The following is a 21,942-nucleotide window of genomic DNA, read 5'->3' as shown; positions in this document are numbered from 1 at the left end:
GGTCAACGCAGCGACAGCCACCGTGCCTGTCGTTGCGCTGCGCCGCCTAGACCATCTCCAGCGCTCGCTTGCGCGTCGGCGGCGGGTAAGCGGCGTCGAGCTGGGCGAGGTCGGCATCATCCAGGCGCAGCGCCGCCGCTTCGGCGTTCTGCCGCAGGTGCAGCGGGTCGACCGCCTTGGGAATCACGATCACTCCCGGCTGACGCAGCGCCCAGGCCAACGCCACCTGCGCCGCGCTCGCCGCGTGCTTCTCGGCCACTGCGAGCAGCGCCGGGTTGCGCAACAAGCGCCCAGCCTGGCCGATGGGACAGTAGGCCATCAGCGGCATGCCCTGCTGCTGTTGCCAGGGCAGCAAGTCGAACTCGATGCCCCGCGCTTCCGGGTTGTACAGCACCTGATTGGTCGCACAGGCCGGGGCCTGCAGTTCCTGCAGGTCATCCACATCGAAATTCGACACGCCCCAGCGGCGGATCTTGCCCTGCTCGCGCAGCCGCTCGAACGCCTCGACGGTGTCCGCCAGCGGATACTCGCCGCGCCAGTGCAGCAGGTACAGGTCGAGGTGGTCGGTGCCCAGGCGACGCAGGCTGCGCTCGCAGGCCGCCGGCACACCGCGCAGGCTGGCGTTGTGCGGATAGACCTTGCTGACCAGGAAGACCTGCTCGCGGCGACCCTGAATGGCTTCGCCGACCACCTCTTCGGCGCCACCCTCGGCGTACATCTCCGCGGTGTCGATCAGCTGCAGGCCGAGTTCGATGCCCTGCTGCAGCGCCGCCACTTCACGGCGCCGTGCCGACTGCTGCTCGCCCATGTGCCAGGTGCCCTGGCCGATCACCGGCACCTGGTTGCCGGCCAATTCCGTCGTGCGCATCGCCTACCTCGTCGTCGAGCCTGATCTTCTGGACTGGAGCCAAGAGTTCGTAAGCAGGCGCCTAGGAGCCTGAACCGGTGTCTTCCCACGGATCGTAGCTGCCGAAATTCCACAGGTGCCCTTCCAGATCACGGCAGCTGAAGCCACGGCCGCCGTAGTCCTCGTCGCGCACCTCGATGACGATCTCCGCGCCGGCCGCCTTGGCCCGCGCGTACAGCGCGTCGACCCGCTCGATCACCACGTAGATGCTCTGCGTGTTGCCGCCGGCCTGCTGCGGTTGGCGCATCAGTCGACCGTATTCCGACTGCGCGTTGGCCGAGCCGAGCATCAGCATGCCGTTGCCGCAGCACAGCTGGGCATGGGCGATGCCGCCCTGGTCATTGGGTACCACCAGGTGCTCGCTGAAGCCGAAGGTGCTCTGCAGCCAGGCGATAGCCGCCGGCGCGTCGCGGTATTGCAGGCAGGGAATCAGGTTGGTGCGGGTGGGTTTGGCGAAGTCGGACATCGGTGGGTCCTCGGGTCAGCTAGGCCGACGCCTCAGCGTAGCCGCTGCCGCGCCACTGCAGCAGGCACAGGCCGTGGCCGAACGGGTCGGCGAACAAGGCAATGCGATAGTCAGCCTCGTCGCGAATGGCCTGCTCGCAGCGCGCCCCGGCGGCCAGCGCGCGGGCGCAGGCGGCTTCCAGGTCGTCGACGATGAAGTCCAGGTGCAGCGGCGTCCAGTGCCGCCGGTAGTCGCGCTGCGTGCCTTCGCAGGGCACGCTGCCGGCGTCGCACTGCAGCAGGTACAGCGGGGCCGGGCCGCCGAGCAGCTCGGCAACACTGCCGCCAAACAGGCGCCGCGCCAGCTGCAGGTCGAAGGCGCGGGTGTAGAAGGCGATGGCGGCGTCGAGATCGGGGACGTCGAGGTTGAGCAGAAATCGCATGGCCCCTCCGGCAGCTGGGGCGGTGTCAGGCGCTAGCGCCGCGCGGAATCGAGCAACAGCAGCAGCGAGACCGGCTGTTCGCTGTCCGGGTGCAGCGGTTCCTGCAGCCATTGCAGGCGCCAGCCGGTGTCCTGCAGCAGGCTCAGCCAGGATTCGAGGGTGCGGAAGAACCACGGCATGGGCTCCTGGAAGCCCTCACCGAAGCCATCGAAGGTCTCGATGCGCCAGCCGTCCTGATAGGGGCCGGCGCCCCGCGCGCTCCACGGGTGCAGGGTCTGGATCAGCAGCGAACCACCCGGGGCGAGCAGCGTGTGCAGGGTCTCGAGGATGGGTGCCAGTGGTTCTTCGAGCAGGGCGAAGTTGCACACCAGCAGCTCGAAGCGGCCGAGCAGGTCGGCCTGGCTTTCCAGCTCGGCATAACCGCACACGCGGTACTGCGCCTTGCCCGCCGCCCGCGCCGCTTCGATCAACGGCGCCGAGGCATCCACGCCCACCGATTCGATGCCCTGCGCCGCCAAGCCGCGGCACAGCCAGCCTTCGCCGCAGCCGATATCGAGCACCCGGCGCGGCGCCATGGCCAGAGCGGCGCGCAGGATCGCGGCGTCGGTCACCAGGCGGCGGCTCTCGATGCGCTGCTCGCGAATCGCCGCGGCCCAGGCATCGGCATTGGCCTGCCAGCTGCGTTTGAGCTGCTCGCGATGATCGTGCTGCATGGCTTCCTGGCTCATGATCGGACACCACAAGAATTGAACGGATTCACACTCTGGACAATACGACCTTCCGCGCAGTCTAGGCCAGACCGAGAAACCGCTCAAAACCGTCTATCTGGCGCCTGAATCGGCCGACCCATGAAGTGAAAATGCCATCATTCAAAGACGGACCAAGCGCTCTCGACGGCGCATCGCGTAACACCTAAGCTTCCATCAGCGACACCCGAACGCGTAGCCAAGGCCAGAATTCATGGGCGCAATATGGCAGTCCGATGCAGCCAAGAAGGCTCTTCCATCGAGCAGTCCCGAACGTTTCCCCGCAACACCCAAACCCCGCCGTCGTTTCCGCCGTTATTTCTGGTTTACCGTGCTGCTTTTGCTGATTGCCGGCGGGCTGGCCGTTGCCTATGAACTGCGCACTGCCACCCTGCAATCGCGGGAAATCAGCCGCTATGCCGCCGGCCTGACCTACCAGCTGGAGCCCGGCCCGAGCGAGGCGATCCACTTCCCCGCCGCCGGCCCGTTCGACCAGCGCCTCGGCTACGCCGGCCTGCCGCGCATGCTCGCGCGCCTGGCCAAGCGCGATTATCTGGTGCTCGCCCAGACGCACTTCTCCCCCGCCCTGCTCGACTACAGCCAGCGCGGCTTCAACGTTCCCTATGCGGAGAAAACCCAGGCCGGCCTGGACATCGCCGATTGCCGTGGCGTGCCGCTGTACGGTTTCCGTTATCCGCAGCAGTTCTACCTCGATTTCGCCAGCATCCCGGCGCTGGCGGTGAACAGCCTGCTGTTCATCGAGAACCGCCACCTGCTCGACACCCAGGAGCCGCTGGCCAACCCGGCGGTGGACTGGCCGCGCTTCGTCATGGCGGCCTGGACCCAGGTCGGCAAACACCTCGATCTCGATGGCCAGTCCGCTGGCGGCAGCACCCTCGCCACCCAGGTCGAGAAGTACCGTCACTCGCCGGAAGGCCGCACCGGCTCGGCGGTGGAAAAACTCAAGCAGATGGCCTCGGCCAGCGTGCGCGCCTACCAGGGTGGGCCGCAGACCCTCGCTGCGCGCCAGCAGGTGGTGCGCGACTACCTCAACAGCGTGCCGCTCTCCGCCGCGCCCGGCCACGGTGAAGTGCACGGTCTGGCCGATGGCCTGCGCATCTGGTACGGCGCCGACTTCGCACAGGTCAACGCCGCACTGGCCGATGAACGCGCCGCCAACCTGCCAGCGCGCGGCCTGGCGCTGCGTCAGGTGCTGTCGCTGATGATTGCTCAGCGCCGGCCGTCGTATTACCTGGGGCGTGGCCGCGACGAGCTGAACCAGCTGACCGACAGCCACCTGCGCATCCTCGCCACCGGCGGGGTGATCGACCGGCCGCTGCGCGATGCCGCGCTGGCCAGCCAGCTGCGCTTCCGCGACCTGCAGCAGCAGCCGGCGCTGCAGGCGAACGAGATCAACAAGGGCATCAGCGTCGCCCGCAGTCGCTTGTCGGCGATGCTCGACCTGCCGCTGTACGACCTCGACCGCCTCGACCTGTCGGCCACCACCACGCTGAACGGCGAGCTGCAGCAGCAGGTCAGCCAGTACCTGCGCCAGCTCGCCGATCCGGCCTTCGCCGAGCAGATCGGCCTGTACGGCGAGCGCCTGCTGTCGCCGGAGAAGACCGCCGACGTCAACTACAGCTTCACCCTGTTCGAGCGCACCGCCGACGGCTCGCGAGTACGGGTGCAGACCGACAGCACGGTGCAGCCGTTCGACATCAACGAAGGCAGCAAGCTGGAGCTCGGCTCCACCGCCAAGCTGCGCGTCATGACCACCTACCTGGAAATCATCGCCGAGCTGCACCAGCGCTTCGGCGCGCTGAGCCCGGCCGAGCTGCGCAAGGTCGAGCTGCCGGAGCAGGACCGCCTGAGCCACTGGGCCATCGACTACCTGAGCGTGGCCAAGGACCGCAGCCTGCCGCCGATGCTTGAAGCGGCGCTGGAGCGCAAATACTCGGCCAGCCCCTATGAAGGCTTCTTCACCGGCGGCGGCATGCACCACTTCAACAACTTTCGCAAAGAGGACAACGGCCGCATCCCGACCTTGCACGAGGCGCTGCGCGAGTCGATCAACCTGCCGTTCATTCGCCTGATGCGCGACCTGGTGCGCTACAGCACCTACCAGGCGCCGAACAACAGCGCCGCGCTGCTCACCGACGACCGCGATCCGCGCCGTCAGGAGTACCTGGCACGCTTCGCCGACCGTGAGGGCACTGCCTTCCTGCAGCGCTTCTGGAACAAATACCGCGGCAAGAATGGCGCCGAGCGCCTGGAAACCTTCCTCGACGGCCTGCGCCCGACCGCCACGCGCCTCGCCGCAGTGCATCGCTACCTGATGCCGGAAGTCGACGAGCAGACCTTCGGCGCGTTCATCAACGCCCACCTGACCCACGAGAAGATCGGCGAGAAGCGCATCCACGAGCTGTACCTGAAGTACGGCCCGGGCAAGTTCGACCTGCCGGATCAGGGCTATATCGCCCGCGTCCACCCGCTGGAACTGTGGCTGCTCGGCTACCTGCAGCAGAACCCGCAGGCCAGCTTCCGCGACGCTGCGATAGCCAGCGAGTACGAGCGCCAGGAAGTCTACGGCTGGCTGTTCAAGAGCCGGCACAAGAGCGCGCGCGACAGCCGCATCCGCATCATGCTCGAGGTCGAGGCGTTCCTCGACATCCACCGCCGCTGGCAGCGCGTGGGCTATCCGTTCGACCACCTGGTGCCGTCGCTGGCCACCGCGATCGGCAGTTCCGGCGACCGCCCGGCCGCGCTCGCCGAGCTGATGGGCATCATCCAGAACGACGGCGTGCGGCTGCCCACCGTGCGCATCGACAGCCTGCATTTCGCCGCCGACACCCCCTACGAAACCCGCCTGGGCATCGACCCGGATCGCGCCGAGCGGGTACTGCCCTCGGAAGTCGCCGCGGCGCTGCGTGGCGCGCTCGCCCAGGTGGTGGAAAGCGGCACGGCACGGCGCCTGGCCGGCAGCTTCAGCCAGGCCGACGGCACCGCGCTGCCCATGGGCGGCAAGACCGGCACCGGCGACAACCGCGTCGAGACCGTGGCGCGCGGCGGTTGGGTGAAGAGTTCCAAGGCGATGAACCGCACCGCCACCTTCGTCTTCTACCTCGGCGACCACTACTACGGCACCCTCACCGCCTTCGTCCCCGGCCGCGCGGCGGAGAACTTCCGCTTCACCTCGGCGCTGCCGGTGCAGGTGCTCAAGGGCATGGCGCCGATCCTGCAGCCCTACCTGCAGGGCAGCAGCGGCGGACAGTGCCTGGCGACCCCGGCGGAGCAGCGCATCGGCCAGCGTTGAGGCGGCGCAGCGCGGGACGGATCGGGCACAATGGCCGCCGCCCCCTCCGTCGCCGAGACCGCCATGAGCGTGCAAACCTGGGAACTGCTGTCGTACATCGTCACCGTGGTGGCCCTGCCGTTCGCCATCACGGTGTTCCTCTTCGAGCAGCGCAAGGAGCGCGAGAACGAAGAAGAAGCCACCTGGCAGCAGATCTCCGACGCCTACATCGACTTCCTCGAAGTGGTGCTCGCCAACCCCGACCTGCGCCTGCGCAGCCAGCGCGCCACGCCCGACCTCAGCGACGAGCAGCGCGAACGCATGTGGGTGATCTTCGACATGCTCATCTCGCTGTTCGAGCGCGCCTACCTGCTGGTCTACGACGAGCGGATGGACGCCAAGAAGCGCCGCCGCTGGCACTCCTGGGAGGACTACATGCGCGAGTGGAGCCGCCGCGAGGACTTTCGCGCGCGCCTGCCGGAACTGCTGCGCGGCGAGGACCCGGGCTTCGCCGACTACCTGATCCGGCTGGCCGCGGAGGAAGCGCGGCGCCCGGCGGCAAACGGCGACGCGGCCGCTACTTGAGCCCGGCCACACCAGCGACGATCAGCGCCACGGCGACCAGCTTGCTCGCCGTCAGCGCCTCGCCCAACAGCAGCACACCGAGCAGCACGGTGCCCAACGTGCCGATCGCGGTCCAGATCGGGTAGGCGACGCTCACTGGAAGCTCGCGCATCGCCAAGGTCAGGAAGTAGATGCCAACCACTGCGGCGACCACCACCAGCAGGCTCGGCAGCGGCCGGCTGAAGCCCTCGGCGTACTTCATGCTCACCGCGAACAGCACCTCGAAGGCCGCCGCCAGCAGCAAGAACAACCAGGCCATCTCAGAAGCTCCCGGCCAGCTCGGCCAAGGCCCGCTCGGCGCGCGCATAGGAATCGGCGAACGACTGGCCGCCGTACTCGTCGTCCTCCACGGCAATCACCGTGATGTCGTCGATGCCGATAAACTCCAGCACCGTGCGCAGGTGCGTGTCGGCGTGGTTGCGTGCGGCGTGGATCGCCCCGGGGCCATAGCCGTGATCGCCGCGGGTGGTGACGATCAGTGCGCGCTTGCCGAGTGTCAGCGGCACGTAGGGGTTGTCCGGGCGCCCCGGATCGAAGTCGAAGGTGCGGCCGATGCGCACGATCTGGTCGACCCAGGCCTTTACCGCGCTGGGCAGGCCGAAGTTGTACATCGGCGTGGCGATCACCAGCCGGTCGGCTCCGAGCAGTTCATCGACCAGCTGATCGCTGAATGCCAGATCTGCGCGCATTGCCGCGTCGCGCTGCTCGGCGGGCTGGAAGGCGGCGGCGATCCACGCCTCGCTGATCGGCGGAATGGCGGCGCGGCCGACTTCGCGCGGGACGATCTGCCGACCACTGGCCTGGCGCGCCCAGTCCTGCAGGAAGGCGTCCACCAGACGCCGCGAATGCGACCGCTCACCACGTGGACTGCCCTGTACGGAAAGAATCTGGCTCATCTCATACTCCTTCTTCGTGCGTCTCGAGAAGTGCGCTTCGCTGACGCGAAACTCAGGAGCTAAGCTAGTTTTCAGCCCTACTTCGGACAAATGAGGATTAGTTCACCAAGGTGAATTGAACTCATCCATGGAGCCACGATGTTCGCCAATCTGCCCCTCACCGCGCTGCGCACCTTCGAGTCCGCCGCGCGCCTGTCTAGCTTCAAGGCCGCCGCCGAGGAACTGGCGGTGACCCCGACGGCGGTGTCGCACCAGATTCGCAGCCTGGAAAGCTGGCTCGGCGTCGCGCTGTTCGAGCGCCTGCCGCGCAGCGTGCGCCTGACCGCCTGCGGCGTGCGCCTGTTCGACAGCCTGCACGGCGCGCTGCTCGACGTGACGCAGACCCTCGACCAACTGCGCCCGCAACGCAGCGCCGGCAACCTGACCCTGTCGACCACCCCGGCATTCGCCGCACTGTGGCTGATCCCGCGCCTCGGCCGCTTCTACGCCACGCACCCGGAGATCAACCTGCGCCTGGACGCCACCACCGCGCTGGTCGACCTGCAGCAGGACGCCAGCGTCGACCTGGCGATCCGCTACGGCATCGGCCAGTACCCGAGCCTGCACAGCCAGTGCCTGCTCAACGAGTGCTTCGCCGTGTACGGCGCGCCGGCGCTGGTGGCCAGCCTCGGCGATGCGCTGCCGACCCTGATCACCCTGCGCTGGCGCAGCTCCGGGCTGTATGCCCTGGGGTGGCAGGCCTGGTGCGCGGCGGCCGGTACCGAGCACTGGCTGGTCGAGGCGCCGCAACGCGAGTACGACGAGGAGCACTATTCGCTGCAGGCAGCGATCGCCGGCCAGGGCCTGGTGCTGGCCAGTTCGATCCTGGTCTCGGAAAGCATCGCCAGTGGCCTGCTGGTGCAATACCGCCCGGAGATCAACGTACCCGGCGCCGGCTACTCGGCGATGTGCGTGCCCGGCCGCGAGCGCCATCCGCCGGTGAAGGCCTTTCTCGCATGGCTCGGCCGCGAGGTGGGATGAATTCGCTCCACCCAAATCGCGGGCAAAAAAAACCGGCCACGAGGGCCGGTCCAAACACAACGAGTCGCGGGGGAGAGTCCTGGAAGCGGGCATGGAGACGCCAGCTACCAGGCCGTCGGCCGCGGTGCGACTACGCCGCGGCTACGGTTGAGTCGATCAGATGTGCGCGTCCTGGTATTCCTTCTCCGCCACGTCGAAACGTTGCAGCATGGTCTGCGACGGACCGTTGCCGATGCGGCTGAAGATCAGGATGGCCAGGGTGGCGAGGATGAAGCCCGGGATGATCTCGTACAGACCCATGCCGATGTAGTTCTTCCACACGATGACGGTCACGGCACCGACCACCATGCCGGCCAGCGCGCCGTTGCGGGTCATGCCTTTCCACAGCAGGGACAGGATCACCACCGGACCAAACGCGGCACCGAAGCCCGCCCAGGCGTAGGACACCAGGCCGAGTACGCGGTTGTCTGGATTGGAAGCCAGGGCGATGGCGATCACCGCGACCAGCAGCACCATGGCACGACCGACCCAGACCAGCTCGGTCTGGCTGGCGTTCTTGCGCAGGAAGGCCTTGTAGAAGTCCTCGGTCAGGGCGCTGGAGCAGACCAGTAGCTGGCAGCTCAGGGTGCTCATGATCGCGGCGAGAATGGCCGACAGCAGCACACCGGCGACCCACGGATTGAACAGGATCTTCGCCAGCTCGATGAACACGCGCTCAGGGTTGGCGGTGACCGGACCGGCCTGCTCCGGGTGTGCGGAGAAGTAGGCGATACCGAAGAAGCCCACGGCCACGGCACCGGCCAGGCAGAGGATCATCCAGGTCATGGAGATGCGGCGGGCGGCGGTGATCGACTTCACCGAGTCGGCCGCCATGAAGCGTGCGAGGATGTGCGGCTGGCCGAAGTAGCCCAGACCCCAAGCCATCAGCGAGATCACGCCGACGAAGCTGGCGCCCTTGAGCATGTCGAAGTTGGTGAGGTCCTTGGCCTCGATGGCGGCGAAGGTTGGGTCGACACCACCGGTGGCGATCATCACCACGATCGGGGTGAGGATCAGCGCGAAGATCATCAGAGTGGCCTGAACGGTGTCGGTCCAGCTCACCGCGAGGAAACCGCCAACGAAGGTGTAGGCGATGGTCGCCGCCGCACCGGCCCACAGCGCGGTCTCGTAGGACAAGCCGAAGGTGCTTTCAAACAGGCGGGCACCAGCCACCACGCCGGAGGCGCAGTAGATGGTGAAGAACACCAGGATCACCACCGCCGAGAAGATGCGCAGGATGCGGCTGCTGTCTTCGAAGCGGTTGGTGAAGTAATCCGGCAGGGTCAGCGCGTTGCCGTTGTGCTCGGTCTGCACACGCAGACGGCCGGCGACGAACAGCCAGTTGAGGTAGGCACCGACGATCAGGCCGATGGCGATCCAGCTTTCCGAGATACCGGCGAGGTAGACGGCGCCGGGCAAGCCCATCAGCAGCCAGCCACTCATGTCGGAGGCGCCGGCGGACAGCGCCGTGACGAAGCTGCCGAGGCTGCGGCCACCGAGGATGTAGTCGGACAGGTCCTTGGTGCGCAGGTAGGCGGCAAGGCCGATCAGGACCATCGCGGCGATGTACACCACGAAGGTGATCAGCATGGGAGTGCTGGCAGTCATGGGGGGATTACCCTCTCAGTTTGTTGTTATCCACCGCGGCTGAATAAGGCGCGGCACGATTGGCAGTTACCCGCTTTTGGCGGAGCGAACAGCCCTTCCCACACGCGGGAAGGGTTTGCGGGCGGGAAGCACTGTCCCCACCCATCACCCCTCTGGCCCATGACGAAGGCCGAGGGTGTGAAAATCGATCGTCGTGCTGCTGAACGTATCCAACACAGAGCTGAGGCCCTGGCCCACCTCCAGGGCTCACACGCGGCCTGCGCTTCTATGCCTCTCCATCCCACCCGCCCTGCCGGTCGCCCGAGACCGCGAGCTAGAGTTGCATCCGCTGGGCAGCCCTGCATTCGGTCTAGCGCAAGTTGGCTCGGTCAACCAATACCGGTTCGGCCTAGCGCAAATAGCCGGCGCGGGGGATGGCGGAATTTAGTGCCTGGCGCCGGGGGGCTTCTTACAAAAAACTCTGAAGTTCTTGCAGAAAGCTGCGCAGGAAAGCTGGACGGGGCCGCGCCTCACTCGCCGTTGCGCAGGCGCTTCGGGGTCAGGCCGAGGTAGCGGCGCATGCTGGTGGTCAGCGCGCTCTGGCTGGAGAAACCGCACTCCTCGGCGATGCGCACCAGCGGCAGCTGGCTCTCGCGGAGCAGCCGCGAGGCGTGGTCGAGGCGGGTCTTGAGTAGATACTGGTGCGGCGTCAGGCCGACGCTGTCCTTGAACTGCGCATGGAAGTGGCTGGGACTCTGGCAGGCCACGTTGGCCAGTTCGGCGACGCTGATGCGCCGCGCCAGGTGCTCGGCGATATAGGCGTCCAGGCGCTCCAGATCGAGGCTCGCCGGCGCGCGGCGGGCGACGCTGCCGAACAGCCGCAGGTGCAGGGCGCGCAGCAGCACCCCGCCCAGCGCGCGGCCCAGTTGCGGGTCGCTGCCGTAGCGCGCCAGTTCAGCACCGGCGTAGCTGAGCAGTTGCTGGAAGTCGGCGTCCAGCGCCGGGTAGCGCGGGCTGTCGAACAGCCGGCCGAGCAGTTGCTGGTCTTCGCTGGAGTTGCCCTGCTCGTCCAGGTCAAGGATCAGCATACGGTTGTCGCCGACCCCGGCGAACTGGTGCTCGGCGTCGCCCGGCACCAGGCAGGCGCGCATCCGGCACACCTCGCCGCCACGGCCGTTGACCTCGAATTCCGCGCGCCCGGCCAACGACATCACCAGTTGGTGATGGTCGTGGGTGTGTTCCTGGGCGCGATCGTCGAGACGGACTAGGCGGGCGTTGAGCATGGCAGCGTCTGGTCAAATTTTGCGCACTTTACTGGAGCCGCGACCAATTTCCCAGCCGCAGCCGATCAACCGCGCGGGATTTTGCCGAGGGGGCGAACCATTGAAATCGCCACCGGTCGACCCATCTAGTCTGCATACCGCAAAAAAAGGTGCCGCATGAGCGACCAGGACAGTTCCCCCGAAATCATCCAAGACGATGCGCCGCGCTACCCCAAAGGCCTGACCCTGCACGCGCAGACCTTGCCGGAGCGGCTGTACGTCATCCCGATCCACAATCGCCCGTTCTTCCCGGCGCAGGTGCTGCCGGTGATCGTCAACGAAGAGCCCTGGGCCGAGACGCTGGAACGGGTGGCCAATACCGAGCACAAGACCCTGGCGCTGTTCTACCTCGACCAGCCGTTCACCGATGCCGCCAGCTTCGACACCGCCGCACTGCCGGAACACGGCACCCTGGTGCGCATTCATCGCGCCTCGCGGGAAGGCGGCAAGCTGCAGTTCGTCGCCCAGGGCCTGTCGCGGGTGCGTATTCGCGGCTGGTTGAGCCACAAGCCGCCGTACCTCGTGGAGGTCGACTACCCGCACGCCAAGGCAGAGCCGGGCGACGAGGTGAAGGCCTACGGTATGGCGCTGATCAACGCGATCAAGGAGTTGCTGCCGCTCAATCCGCTGTACAGCGAGGAGCTGAAGAACTACCTGAACCGCTTCAGCCCCAACGATCCGTCGCCGCTCACCGACTTCGCCGCCGCGCTGACCACCGCCCCCGGCGCCGAGCTGCAGGAGGTGCTGGACACCGTGCCGATGCTCAAGCGCATGGAGAAGGTGCTGCCGCTGCTGCGCAAGGAAGTCGAGGTGGCGCGCCTGCAAAGCGAGCTTTCCGCAGAAGTTAATCGCAAGATCGGCGAACATCAGCGCGAGTTCTTCCTCAAGGAACAGCTGAAGATCATTCAGCACGAACTCGGCATCACCAAGGACGACAAGAGCGCCGATGCCGACGAGTTCCGCGCCCGCCTGGCCGGCAAGACCCTGCCGCCACAGGCACAGAAGCGCCTCGACGAGGAGCTCAACAAGCTGTCGATCCTCGAGACCGGCTCACCGGAGTACGCGGTCACGCGCAATTACCTGGACTGGGCCACCGCGCTGCCGTGGGGCGTGTATGGACAGGACAAGCTCGACCTCAAGTACGCCCGCAAGGTGCTCGACCGCCACCATGCCGGGCTCGACGACATCAAGGAGCGCATCCTCGAATTCCTCGCCGTCGGCGCCTTCAAGGGCGAGATTGCCGGCTCCATCGTGCTGCTGGTCGGCCCGCCGGGCGTGGGCAAGACCAGCATTGGCAAGTCCATCGCCGAGTCGCTGGGCCGGCCGTTCTATCGCTTCAGCGTCGGCGGCATGCGCGACGAGGCGGAGATCAAGGGCCACCGGCGCACCTACATCGGCGCCCTGCCCGGTAAGCTGGTGCAGGCGCTGAAGGAAGTCGAGGTGATGAACCCGGTGATCATGCTCGACGAGATCGACAAGCTCGGCGCCAGTTACCAGGGCGATCCGGCCTCGGCGCTGCTGGAGACGCTCGATCCGGAGCAGAACGTCGAGTTCCTCGACCACTACCTGGACCTGCGCCTGGACCTGTCCAAGGTGCTGTTCGTCTGCACCGCCAACACCCTCGACTCGATTCCCGGGCCGCTGCTCGATCGCATGGAAACCATTCGTCTGTCCGGCTACATCGCCGAGGAGAAGCTGGCGATCGCCAAACGCCACCTGTGGCCCAAGCAACTGGCCAAGGCCGGGGTGCCCAAAGAACGCCTGTCGATCAGCGACAGCGCGCTGAAGGCGGTGATCGAAGGCTATGCCCGCGAAGCCGGCGTGCGCCAGTTGGAGAAACAGCTCGGCAAGCTGGTGCGCAAATCGGTGGTGCGCCTGCTCGAAGACCCGGAGCGCCTGGTGCGCATCGGCGCCAAGGACCTCGAGGGGTACCTGGGCATGCCGGTGTTCCGCAGCGAGCTGCTGCTGTCCGGGGTCGGAGTGATCACCGGCCTGGCCTGGACCAGCATGGGCGGTGCGACGCTGCCGATCGAGGCGACGCGCATCCATACCCTCAACCGCGGCTTCAAGCTGACCGGGCAACTCGGCGAGGTGATGAAGGAGTCGGCGGAGATCGCCTACAGCTACGTCAGCTCGCACCTCAAGCAGTTCAAGGGTGATCCGGGCTTCTTCGACCAGGCCTTCGTCCACCTGCACGTGCCGGAAGGCGCGACGCCCAAGGACGGCCCGAGTGCCGGGGTGACCATGGCCAGCGCGCTGCTTTCGCTGGCGCGCAACCAGGCGCCGAAGAAAGGCGTGGCGATGACCGGCGAGCTGACCCTGACCGGTCAGGTGCTGCCGATTGGCGGCGTACGCGAGAAGGTGATCGCCGCGCGGCGGCAGAAGATCTTCGAGCTGATCCTCCCGGAAGCCAACCGCGGCGACTTCGAGGAACTCCCCGACTACCTCAAGGAAGGCCTGACCGTGCACTTCGCCCGGCGTTTCAATGACGTCGCCAAGGTGCTGTTCACCTGATTGATCGGGAATGCTGCTCCCGCGCCAGGCGCGCGGGGGCAGCACAAGCCCCGGCAACCGGGCTATCCTGCGCGCTCGCCAACTGGAAAAGGACTCGCCCCGTGACCGTCGCTCGCCTGCTGTTGCCCCTCGGCCTTGGCCTGCTCGCCGCGTGCGCGCAACAACCCACCGCCACCGTGACCCTGGAAGAGGATCAGCAGAGTCGCTGCCCGCTGCAGCTGCAGAGTGGCCAGACCTTGGTGCTGAGCCTGCCGAGCAACCCCACCACCGGCTTCCGCTGGACCGTTACCGACGCCGCGCCACAGGTGCTGCGCAGCCTCGGTCCGGAGGTGTACAGCAACCCGGAAGACGCCGGCATGGTCGGCGGCGCCGGCGTATCGACCTGGCGCTTCCTCGCCAACATTCCGGGCGAGGGCCATCTGGTACTGGCCTACCAACGGCCGTGGGAAACCGATGTCGCACCGGAAAAGCGCTTCGACTGCCAGATCAGCGTGAAATGAACTAAGCCTGCGCGGCGTCAAATGTGCTTCGCTCTGGCACGCTGCGCCTGGGCGTCGACCAAGCTGCCGGGCATAGTGGCCACCTTTTTCGGCGAGGGATACGACGATGCGGTGGCTGATTCTGGCGGTTCTGGGCGCTGGCGCCTTTCTCTATGGCGTGGCAAACGGCCTCCCATGGCTGTGCCTGCTGAGCAAGCCGCTGCCGGTGATCGCCCTGCTGCTGTGGTTGCGCAGCGCGCCGGCTGACAGCTACCGCCGCTGGCTGAGCATCGGTCTGCTGCTGTCGCTGGCCGGCGACATGCTCCTGCAGTGGCCCGCCGACCTGTTCGTGTTCGGCCTCGGCGCCTTCCTGCTAGCCCACCTGGCCTACATGGTCGCCTACCTGAGCGATAACCGCCGCCTGGCCCCGCTCGCCCTGTTGCCCGCCGCGCTGGCCGGCGCAACGACCTTCAGCCTGCTTGTCAGCGCCGGCCTCGGCCCGCTATTGATCCCCGTGACGCTCTACGCGCTGACCATCAGTGCCATGCTCTGGCGGGCCCTGGCGCGCATCGGCACGCCAGGCATCAGCGCGCGCTCCGCCTGGCTGGCGGCGGTCGGTGCGGCGCTGTTTGTGCTTTCCGACAGCCTGATCGGCATCAACCGCTTCGTCAGCCCCTTCGCTGGCGCGCACTACGCGATCATCCTCACCTACTGGTTTGGCCAGTGGGGCATCGCCGCCTCGGCCTTCTCGCGCAGAGCGACGATCACATCCTGACAAGTAACTCCGGCAAAACCTCGGCGGATCGTCTATAGCAAGAAGAGGCCCGCGGAGAAAACAAGATGAGCAGGGGATTGCGCAGTCTGGGTGTGGTTGTCGCCAGTATTTTTCTTTCCGCCTGTGGCAGCCTGCTGCCAAGCGAACACGATGAAACTATCTCGCCGTTCGGCGACTACACGGACACGGAAATCCGCTATTCGCAAGCCGTTCCCGGCAAGACGAGTCGTGCAGAGTTGTTCAGCCTGGGCTTCGACCCACTGGCTCAGGGCAACGGCCGGATGCTGTCGTTTGTCGATATTCGTCTGATGTTCGTGCAGCCGAATATCCCCATCGACTACCTGCCGGATGGCCTGATCAAGTGCCTGGAAGCCAAGGACCGCTGCATCGGCTACGCCTTCGAGTTTTCCAAGACCGACACGCAGCGCGTGGGCAGTTTCTGGGCTGACGTGCTCAACTTCTCCAAGCAGCGCGAGGTCAAGGGCTGGTCGTTCCGCACCGTGTTCGTCCTGGTCGATGACGTGCTGGTGCACAAGGTCAGCAACGGCGAGCCGAACATCCGCAAGGTGCTAGTGAAGAAGAATCCGCTCGGGCCGATTCAGGGCGCCGGCGAGTTTTTCTCCGACCAGTTGAAGTGAGCGCAGTTTGGTTCGCCGCCGCTCTTGGCTAAAATGGCGGCCTTTTCGCCAGTTGCCGGATTCGCCGTGAGCCAAGACCCTGATCGCCTCTTCGCCCAACCCCTGGAACGGGTGCCCGACTTCGTGTTCAACGAAGCCGTGGTGCGGGTATTCCCGGACATGATCAAGCGCTCGGTGCCCGGCTACCCGACCATCGTCGAGAACATTGGCGTGCTGGCCGCGCAGTTCGCCCAACCGCACAGCGTGCTGTATGACCTCGGCAGCTCGCTCGGCGCCGTCACCCAGGCCCTGCGCCGCCACGTGCAGACCGCGGACTGCCGGGTGATCGCGGTGGACAACTCGGCGGCGATGGTCGAGCGCTGCAGCGAGTACCTGCATGCACAGGACGCGATGTTCCAGGAGTTGCTGCCGGCCGAAGTGATCGAAGCCGACATTCTCAGCCTGACGCTGCAGCCCACCTCGTTGGTGGCAATGAACTTCACCCTGCAGTTCATCCAGCCGGAACGCCGTCTGGAGCTGCTCAGCCGCATCCGCCAGGCCCTACTGCCGGGAGGCGCGCTGATCCTCTCGGAGAAGCTGCGCTTCGAGGACGACGAACAGCAGGCGTTGCTGACCGAGTTGCACATCGCCTTCAAGCGCGCCAACGGCTACAGCGAACTCGAGATTGCCCAGAAGCGCAACGCCATCGAAAACGTGATGAAGCCGGACAGCCTCGAGCAACACCGCGAACGCCTGCTCGCCGCCGGCTTCCGCAAAGTCGTGCCCTGGTTCCAGTGCCTGAACTTCGCCTCGCTGATCGCCCTGCCATGATCCCCAGACTCGACCTCGACGGCCTGCAAGCAGAGTTGGCCGGCACACCGCTGCAGGATTGGGCGGCCGACTTACCCGGCCAGCTCGACCGCAAATTTGCCGCCGGCCACGGCGACCTCGAACGCTGGGGCGCGGCGCTGGCCGCCCTGCCGGCGCTACAAGCCGAGCACGTCGAACTGGCCAAGAGCCTGAGCCTCGACGGCGCATGCAGCGACGCGACGCGCGCGCAGCTCAAGAGCGCCTTGCAGGGCCTGATTCCCTGGCGCAAAGGGCCCTTCGAGCTGTTCGGCGTGCATATCGACACCGAATGGCGTTCGGACTGGAAATGGACGCGCGTCGCGCCGCACCTCGACCTGGTCGGCAAGCGCGTGCTCGACGTCGGCTGCGGCAATGGCTACTACCTGTGGCGCATGCTCGGCGCGGGTGCAGGCAGCGTGGTCGGTGTCGATCCCAACTGGCTGTTCATGTGCCAGTTCCTCGCCCTCAAGCAGCTGCTCCCCGACCTGCCGGCCTGGCACCTGCCGCTGACCCTGGAGGAGCTGCCAGAACGCCTGGAAGGCTTCGACACGACGTTCTCGATGGGCGTTCTCTATCATCGCCGCTCGCCCATCGACCATCTGCTCGCCCTGAAAGATTGCCTGCGCAAAGGCGGCGAGCTGGTTCTAGAAACCCTGGTGGTCGAAGGCGACGCCCAGCAGGTGCTGGTACCGGAGGATCGTTACGCACAGATGCGCAACGTCTGGTTTCTACCATCAGTTCCGGCGCTGGAGCTGTGGCTGCGTCGCGCCGGCTTCGTCGATGTGCGCTGCGTCGATGTCAACCTGACCAGCGTCGACGAGCAGCGCAGCACCGAGTGGATGCGCTTCCAGTCGCTGCCCGACTTCCTCGATCCAAGCGACCACGGCCGCACTGTCGAAGGTCTGCCGGCACCGGCGCGGGCAGTACTGATCGCCAGCAAACCCTAGGGTGGGCGGGACCGCCTAGGGCGAGAAGCGTAGCGATGCCGCTGGCTATCGCGACCCTCCCCCTGCGGGTTCAGCCGCGTGCAGCCGCCGCGACGATCAGCGCCTTCATCTCCGCCACCGCCGTCTTGAAACCGACAAACAGCGCGTGGGCGACGATGGCGTGCCCGATGTTCAGCTCGTTGATCCCGGCGATCGCCGCCACGGGCTCGCTGTTGTGGTAGTGCAGGCCGTGACCGGCGTTGACGATCAGCCCATGGCTCAGGCCGCAGGCAACGCCGTCGCGAATCCGTGCCAATTCGCGGGCCGCTTCGGCCGGGTTGTGCGCCTCGGCATAACGCCCGGTGTGCAGTTCGATGGCCGGCGCACCGACGCGGCGCGACGCCTCGATCTGCTGCTCGTCGGCATCGATGAACAGCGACACCTCGCAACCGACCCGACTCAGGCGCTCGACCGCCGCGCGGATGCGCGCCTCCTGACCCAGCACGTCGAGACCGCCTTCGGTGGTCAGCTCGGCGCGATTTTCCGGCACCAGGCAGACATGCTCGGGGCGAATGCTCTCGGCAAACGCGAGCATCTCCTCGGTGACGCCAATCTCGAAGTTCATCCGCGTCTGCAGCGCCTCCTTGAAGCGGCGCACGTCGTGGTCCTGGATGTGCCGGCGATCCTCGCGCAGGTGCAGGGTGATACCGTCGGCGCCGGCCTCTTCGGCATCCAGAGCCGCCTTCAGCGGATCGGGATAGCGCGTGCCGCGCGCCTGGCGCAGGGTGGCGACGTGATCGATGTTCACGCCGAGCAGGATTCGATTGGCATCAGTCACGAGAAGACTCCTTGAGAGACATGAAGAGTTCGCGGCTGACCAGGGGCCGGCCGCCGAGATGCGGAGCGAGCGCCTGGCGCATTAGGCGCTTGGCCGCCGCCAGAGCACCACTGGCCGCCCAGTCGGCCTCGGCCAGGGCCAGCAGCTCGCGGCCATGAAACAGACCAGGCTGGAGCAGTTCGATGCGCTCCAGACCGGCATCCGGCAGCAAGCGGTACAAGCCGTCGGCGGCCACCGGCTCGCCATGCAGGTCGTGATCCAGGGCGAAACCATAGCCCAGCTCGTCCAGCAACCGCCATTCGAAGGCCCGCAACAGCGGTTCCAGCGGCCGGCCGGCGGCCAGCGCCTGCAGCGTCGCCGCGTAGTGATCGAACAGCAGCGGATGCGGGTCCTCCGCCGGTAACAGGCGGATCAGCAGTTCATTCAGGTAGAGACCACTGAACAGCGGCTCGCCGGTCAGCAGGTTGGGGATCCCGGCGCTTTCCAGGCGGGCGACGTTCTTCAGCTCGCCACGTCCGCGCAGTTCGATCTCAAGCAGCAGGAACGGTCTGGCCAGCGTGCCGGACTTACCCCGCGCATTGCGCAGGACGGCGCGCAGTCGCCCTTGCGGGGTAAAAAGATCGACCAGCGCGCTGCTTTCCCGGTAGGCCCGGCTGTGCAGGACAAACGCCGGCGCGGGGCTGGCCTGCATGCCTTAGAAGTCGTTGTAGCCCAGCGAACGCAAGGCGCGCTCGTCGTCGGACCAGCCGCCCTTCACCTTGACCCACAGGTTGAGCATGACCTTGGAGTCGAACAGCACTTCCATGTCCTTGCGCGCAGCGGTACCGATGCTTTTGATGCGCTCGCCCTTGTCGCCGATGATGATCTTCTTCTGACCATCGCGCTCGACCAGGATCAGCGCATGAATGTGCAGCAGACGGCCTTCTTGCTTGAATTCCTCGACCTCGACGGTGACCTGGTAGGGCAGCTCGGCACCGAGCTGGCGCATGACCTTCTCACGCACCATCTCCGCCGCCAGGAAGCGGCTGGAGCGGTCGGTGATCTGATCGTCCGGGTACATGTGCTCGCCTTCCGGCAGGCGCTCGGCCACCAGGCGCTCGAGGGTGTCGAGGTTGTGCAGCTGCAGCGCGGAGATCGGTACGATCTCCGCGTTCGGCAGCTGCTCCTGCAACCAGCCGAGGTGGGGAATCAGCTCGCCCTTGTCGTCGAGGCGGTCAGTCTTGTTCACTGCGAGCAGCACCGGGCAGCGCACATGCACGACGCGATCGAGGACCATCTGATCCTCTTCGGTCCAGCGCATGCGGTCGACGACGAACACCACCACGTCGACGTCCTTCAGCGCCGCCGACGCACTCTTGTTCATGTAGCGATTGAGCGCTTTCTCGCTGTGTTTGTGCAGGCCGGGTGTATCGACGTAGATGGCCTGCACGTTGCCCTCGGTCTTGATCCCTAGCATGTTGTGCCGCGTGGTTTGCGGTTTGCGCGAGGTGATCGCCAGCTTCTGGCCGAGGATGTGGTTCAGCAGGGTGGATTTGCCGACGTTGGGACGACCAACGATGGCCACATAGCCGCAGCGCGACACGGATGAATCAGTCATGGCCATTCTCCACGCCAAGGGCGATCAGAGCTGCGGTGGCGGCGACCTGCTCGGCGATACGCCGGCTGCCGCCCTGCCCCAGGGTCTTGTCGTTGAGCAATGCGATCTCGCACTCGACCACGAAGGTCCGGCAATGCGGTTCGCCCTGAATATCCAGCACGCTATAGCGTGGCAGTTCACAACCGCGCGACTGGAGAAACTCCTGCAGGCGGGTCTTCGGGTCCTTGTTGGTGTCGACCAGGGTCAGCCCGTCCAGCTCTCCCGTAAGCCAGGCCAGCACGCGCTCACGGGCCACATCCATCCCGGCGTCCAGGTAGATCGCCCCGATCAGTGCCTCGAGGGCATCGGCGAGGATCGACTCCCGCCGGTAGCCACCGCTTTTCAGCTCGCCCGAACCCAGGCGCAAGTATTCGCCCAGATCGAAGCCCCGCGCCAGGCGCGCCAGGGTCTCGCCCTTCACCAGCCGCGCACGCAAGCGCGACAGCTGCCCCTCGCGGGCCTGCGGAAAGCGCGAGAACAGCGCTTCGCCGGCCACGAAGTTGAGGATGGCATCGCCGAGGAACTCCAGACGCTCATTGTTGCGTCCGGCAAAACTGCGGTGGGTGAGCGCCAGGACCATCAGGTCCGGATTGCCGAAGGTATGGCCGAGTTGGCGCTCAAGGCGACTGAGGGGCAGGGATGAGCTCACGGCATGCGCACGCGGAATTCTTTGTCGAACCGTGCCACCAGATCGAGATTCTGGATCAGCGGCTCGCGTCGCTCATATTTGAGATGAGCACGGAACTCGTTGTTCTCGATTTTCACGTCCAACGCTTTCTCCATGTCCAGGTCACGAATGCCGTTGACCTCCATGCTCTTGCCGACTCGCGTGTAGAACTCGGGGATGGTGCGGATATCCGCCGCCTTGTCGGTTTCCACCGAGGTGATTGCCTTTTCCAAGGCCATGTAGTCCAGGTAATGCGGGAGCATCTTGAACACCGCACTGGCCACGAAGGCCACCACGGCCAACGCCATCAACCAGCCCAGCACCGACAAGCCCCGCTGCGAACGCGCAAATGCCATGATCGACCTCAATGTCTGTGTTATTGGAATAGCAGAAGCCAGCAGGAAAACTATATAGGCCGAGCGGTGCGTAGGTGAACAGCACCGCTGCCGACATAACTACGCAGTGGCTAGTGGATCACGCCAACCCGGGAGAAGTTAGGCACGCTGCGCAATTTCGGGTCCGGCCAACTGAGCCAGACGGCGAAGGCCTTGCCGACGATATTGCGGTCCGGGACCATGCCCAGCAGCTGCTTCGGAATCTTCGGGTCATTCCAGTAGCGGCTGTCGTTGGAGTTGTCGCGGTTGTCGCCCATCATGAAATAGTGCTCGGCAGGCACCTTCCACTCACGACCCGGCTCGATGCGGTAGCGACCCATTTCCTTGCGAATCTGGTGCTCGACAGCGCCCAACTTCTCCTTATACAGCACCGTGGTGCCCAGGCTGCCAGGCTCTTCACCGAGCATGGTCTCAGCCACCGACTGCCCGTTGATGAACAGCCGCTTGTCGGTGGTATAGCGAACGGTGTCACCCGGCAGGCCGATCACCCGCTTGATGTAGTTGATGTTCGGATCGCTCGGGTAGCGGAACACCATCACGTCACCACGTTGCGGATCGCCCACTTCGATCACCTTGGTATCGATCACCGGCAACCGGATGCCGTAGGCGAACTTGTTGACCAAGATGAAATCACCCACTTCCAGGGTCGGCTTCATCGAACCGGACGGAATCTGGAACGGCTCGACCAGGAACGAGCGCAGCACCAGCACGATGGCCAGCACCGGAAAGAACGACTTGCCGTATTCCACCAGCATCGGTTCTTTGTTCAGGCGCTCGATCACTGCGATGTCCGGCTCACCCACCTGCCCTTCGTAGGTGGCGATGGCGGCGCGCCGGCGCGGCGCCAGCAGGATCAGATCGATAAGCGCGAGCAGACCGCAGACGGCCACCGCGATGACCAGCAACAGAGGGAAATTGATCGACAT

23 protein-coding genes are annotated in these 21,942 nt (G+C 66.0%); 9 read left to right on the top strand and 14 right to left on the bottom strand.

Annotated elements, in window-relative coordinates; translation table 11 throughout:
- Positions 1 to 46: 46 nt before the first annotated feature.
- The 4 genes from JQX08_RS06920 to JQX08_RS06905 all read right to left on the bottom strand — a co-directional run bounded on the left by JQX08_RS06920 (position 47) and on the right by JQX08_RS06905 (position 2,507).
- Positions 47 to 868 carry an aldo/keto reductase gene (locus JQX08_RS06920; protein ID WP_204915555.1) on the bottom strand — a complete coding sequence of 274 codons (822 nt, stop codon included), beginning with the start codon at positions 866 to 868 and terminating at the stop codon, positions 47 to 49.
- Between the two features lie 61 nt (positions 869 to 929).
- On the bottom strand, positions 930 to 1,373 hold the full coding sequence (locus JQX08_RS06915; protein WP_204915554.1) for a VOC family protein: 444 nt from the start codon (positions 1,371 to 1,373) through the stop codon (positions 930 to 932).
- 19 nt (positions 1,374 to 1,392) lie between these two features.
- Positions 1,393 to 1,794 (bottom strand): VOC family protein, encoded by a 402-nt coding sequence (locus JQX08_RS06910; protein ID WP_204915553.1) that lies wholly within the window; start codon positions 1,792 to 1,794, stop codon positions 1,393 to 1,395.
- Between the two features lie 32 nt (positions 1,795 to 1,826).
- A complete protein-coding gene (locus tag JQX08_RS06905; protein ID WP_205348194.1) occupies positions 1,827 to 2,507 on the bottom strand; it encodes a class I SAM-dependent methyltransferase in 681 nt (226 codons plus the stop codon).
- Positions 2,508 to 2,754: 247 nt separating this feature from the next.
- On the opposite strand from JQX08_RS06905, the gene JQX08_RS06900 reads away from it, so the two are divergent.
- Together JQX08_RS06900 and JQX08_RS06895 are read left to right on the top strand one after the other, a co-directional pair.
- Positions 2,755 to 5,853 (top strand): transglycosylase domain-containing protein, encoded by a 3,099-nt coding sequence (locus JQX08_RS06900; protein ID WP_204915552.1) that lies wholly within the window; start codon positions 2,755 to 2,757, stop codon positions 5,851 to 5,853.
- A gap of 30 nt (positions 5,854 to 5,883) precedes the next feature.
- A complete protein-coding gene (locus JQX08_RS06895) occupies positions 5,884 to 6,417 on the top strand; it encodes a hypothetical protein (RefSeq protein WP_204915551.1) in 534 nt (177 codons plus the stop codon).
- On the opposite strand, the gene JQX08_RS06890 is transcribed toward JQX08_RS06895, so the two are convergent.
- Together JQX08_RS06890 and JQX08_RS06885 are read right to left on the bottom strand one after the other, a co-directional pair.
- Entirely contained in the window at positions 6,410 to 6,715 is a 306-nt protein-coding gene (locus tag JQX08_RS06890; protein WP_204915550.1) for a DMT family transporter, read from the bottom strand. The genes JQX08_RS06895 and JQX08_RS06890 overlap by 8 nt on opposite strands.
- A gap of 1 nt (position 6,716) precedes the next feature.
- Positions 6,717 to 7,352 carry an FMN-dependent NADH-azoreductase gene (locus tag JQX08_RS06885; RefSeq protein WP_204915549.1) on the bottom strand — a complete coding sequence of 212 codons (636 nt, stop codon included), beginning with the start codon at positions 7,350 to 7,352 and terminating at the stop codon, positions 6,717 to 6,719.
- Between the two features lie 138 nt (positions 7,353 to 7,490).
- Between JQX08_RS06885 and JQX08_RS06880 the strand changes: the two genes are divergently transcribed.
- Positions 7,491 to 8,372, top strand: coding sequence for a LysR substrate-binding domain-containing protein (locus JQX08_RS06880; RefSeq protein ID WP_204915548.1), 882 nt, complete (start codon positions 7,491 to 7,493; stop codon positions 8,370 to 8,372).
- A 156-nt stretch (positions 8,373 to 8,528) separates the two neighbouring features.
- Here JQX08_RS06880 and putP read toward each other — a convergent pair whose 3' ends face one another.
- Together putP and JQX08_RS06870 are read right to left on the bottom strand one after the other, a co-directional pair.
- Positions 8,529 to 10,019, bottom strand: coding sequence for a sodium/proline symporter PutP (gene putP, locus JQX08_RS06875; RefSeq protein ID WP_204915547.1), 1,491 nt, complete (start codon positions 10,017 to 10,019; stop codon positions 8,529 to 8,531).
- Between the two features lie 509 nt (positions 10,020 to 10,528).
- Positions 10,529 to 11,281, bottom strand: a complete 753-nt coding sequence (locus JQX08_RS06870) for a helix-turn-helix domain-containing protein (RefSeq protein ID WP_204915546.1) — start codon at positions 11,279 to 11,281, stop codon at positions 10,529 to 10,531.
- A 156-nt stretch (positions 11,282 to 11,437) separates the two neighbouring features.
- Here JQX08_RS06870 and lon point away from each other — a divergent pair, with 156 nt between their 5' ends.
- The 6 genes from lon (at position 11,438) to cmoB (ending at position 17,501) form a co-directional block, all read left to right on the top strand.
- Positions 11,438 to 13,834, top strand: a complete 2,397-nt coding sequence (lon, locus tag JQX08_RS06865; RefSeq protein WP_204915545.1) for an endopeptidase La — start codon at positions 11,438 to 11,440, stop codon at positions 13,832 to 13,834.
- 101 nt (positions 13,835 to 13,935) lie between these two features.
- Complete coding sequence (locus JQX08_RS06860) at positions 13,936 to 14,334, top strand: protease inhibitor I42 family protein (protein ID WP_204915544.1); 399 nt, start codon at positions 13,936 to 13,938, stop codon at positions 14,332 to 14,334.
- 106 nt (positions 14,335 to 14,440) lie between these two features.
- Positions 14,441 to 15,088 carry a lysoplasmalogenase gene (locus JQX08_RS06855; RefSeq protein WP_204915543.1) on the top strand — a complete coding sequence of 216 codons (648 nt, stop codon included), beginning with the start codon at positions 14,441 to 14,443 and terminating at the stop codon, positions 15,086 to 15,088.
- Positions 15,089 to 15,153: 65 nt separating this feature from the next.
- Positions 15,154 to 15,726 (top strand): hypothetical protein, encoded by a 573-nt coding sequence (locus tag JQX08_RS06850; protein WP_204915542.1) that lies wholly within the window; start codon positions 15,154 to 15,156, stop codon positions 15,724 to 15,726.
- Between the two features lie 33 nt (positions 15,727 to 15,759).
- A complete protein-coding gene (cmoA, locus tag JQX08_RS06845) occupies positions 15,760 to 16,536 on the top strand; it encodes a carboxy-S-adenosyl-L-methionine synthase CmoA (protein WP_204915541.1) in 777 nt (258 codons plus the stop codon).
- Positions 16,533 to 17,501 (top strand): tRNA 5-methoxyuridine(34)/uridine 5-oxyacetic acid(34) synthase CmoB, encoded by a 969-nt coding sequence (gene cmoB / locus JQX08_RS06840; RefSeq protein WP_204915540.1) that lies wholly within the window; start codon positions 16,533 to 16,535, stop codon positions 17,499 to 17,501. Before cmoA ends, cmoB begins: the two co-directional genes overlap by 4 nt.
- Before the next feature lie 70 nt (positions 17,502 to 17,571).
- Here the strand turns inward: cmoB and pdxJ are convergent, their stop codons facing one another.
- The 6 genes from pdxJ to lepB all read right to left on the bottom strand — a co-directional run bounded on the left by pdxJ (position 17,572) and on the right by lepB (position 21,942).
- Positions 17,572 to 18,318, bottom strand: coding sequence for a pyridoxine 5'-phosphate synthase (gene pdxJ, locus JQX08_RS06835; protein WP_204915539.1), 747 nt, complete (start codon positions 18,316 to 18,318; stop codon positions 17,572 to 17,574).
- Entirely contained in the window at positions 18,311 to 19,009 is a 699-nt protein-coding gene (gene recO, locus JQX08_RS06830; RefSeq protein ID WP_204915538.1) for a DNA repair protein RecO, read from the bottom strand. Before recO ends, pdxJ begins: the two co-directional genes overlap by 8 nt.
- A 3-nt stretch (positions 19,010 to 19,012) precedes the next feature.
- Entirely contained in the window at positions 19,013 to 19,915 is a 903-nt protein-coding gene (era, locus tag JQX08_RS06825; protein ID WP_204915537.1) for a GTPase Era, read from the bottom strand.
- The gene (gene rnc / locus JQX08_RS06820; protein ID WP_346727579.1) at positions 19,908 to 20,603 is read right to left on the bottom strand and encodes a ribonuclease III; all 696 of its coding nucleotides are present in this window, start codon (positions 20,601 to 20,603) and stop codon (positions 19,908 to 19,910) included. Before rnc ends, era begins: the two co-directional genes overlap by 8 nt.
- The gene (locus tag JQX08_RS06815) at positions 20,600 to 20,977 is read right to left on the bottom strand and encodes a DUF4845 domain-containing protein (protein WP_204915536.1); all 378 of its coding nucleotides are present in this window, start codon (positions 20,975 to 20,977) and stop codon (positions 20,600 to 20,602) included. Before JQX08_RS06815 ends, rnc begins: the two co-directional genes overlap by 4 nt.
- A 110-nt stretch (positions 20,978 to 21,087) precedes the next feature.
- Entirely contained in the window at positions 21,088 to 21,942 is an 855-nt protein-coding gene (gene lepB / locus JQX08_RS06810; RefSeq protein WP_204915535.1) for a signal peptidase I, read from the bottom strand.

The sequence above is a fragment of the Zestomonas insulae genome, assembly GCF_016901015.1.
Lineage (GTDB): Bacteria > Pseudomonadota > Gammaproteobacteria > Pseudomonadales > Pseudomonadaceae > Aquipseudomonas > Aquipseudomonas insulae.
This window is presented reverse-complemented; position numbering and strand designations above follow the sequence as displayed.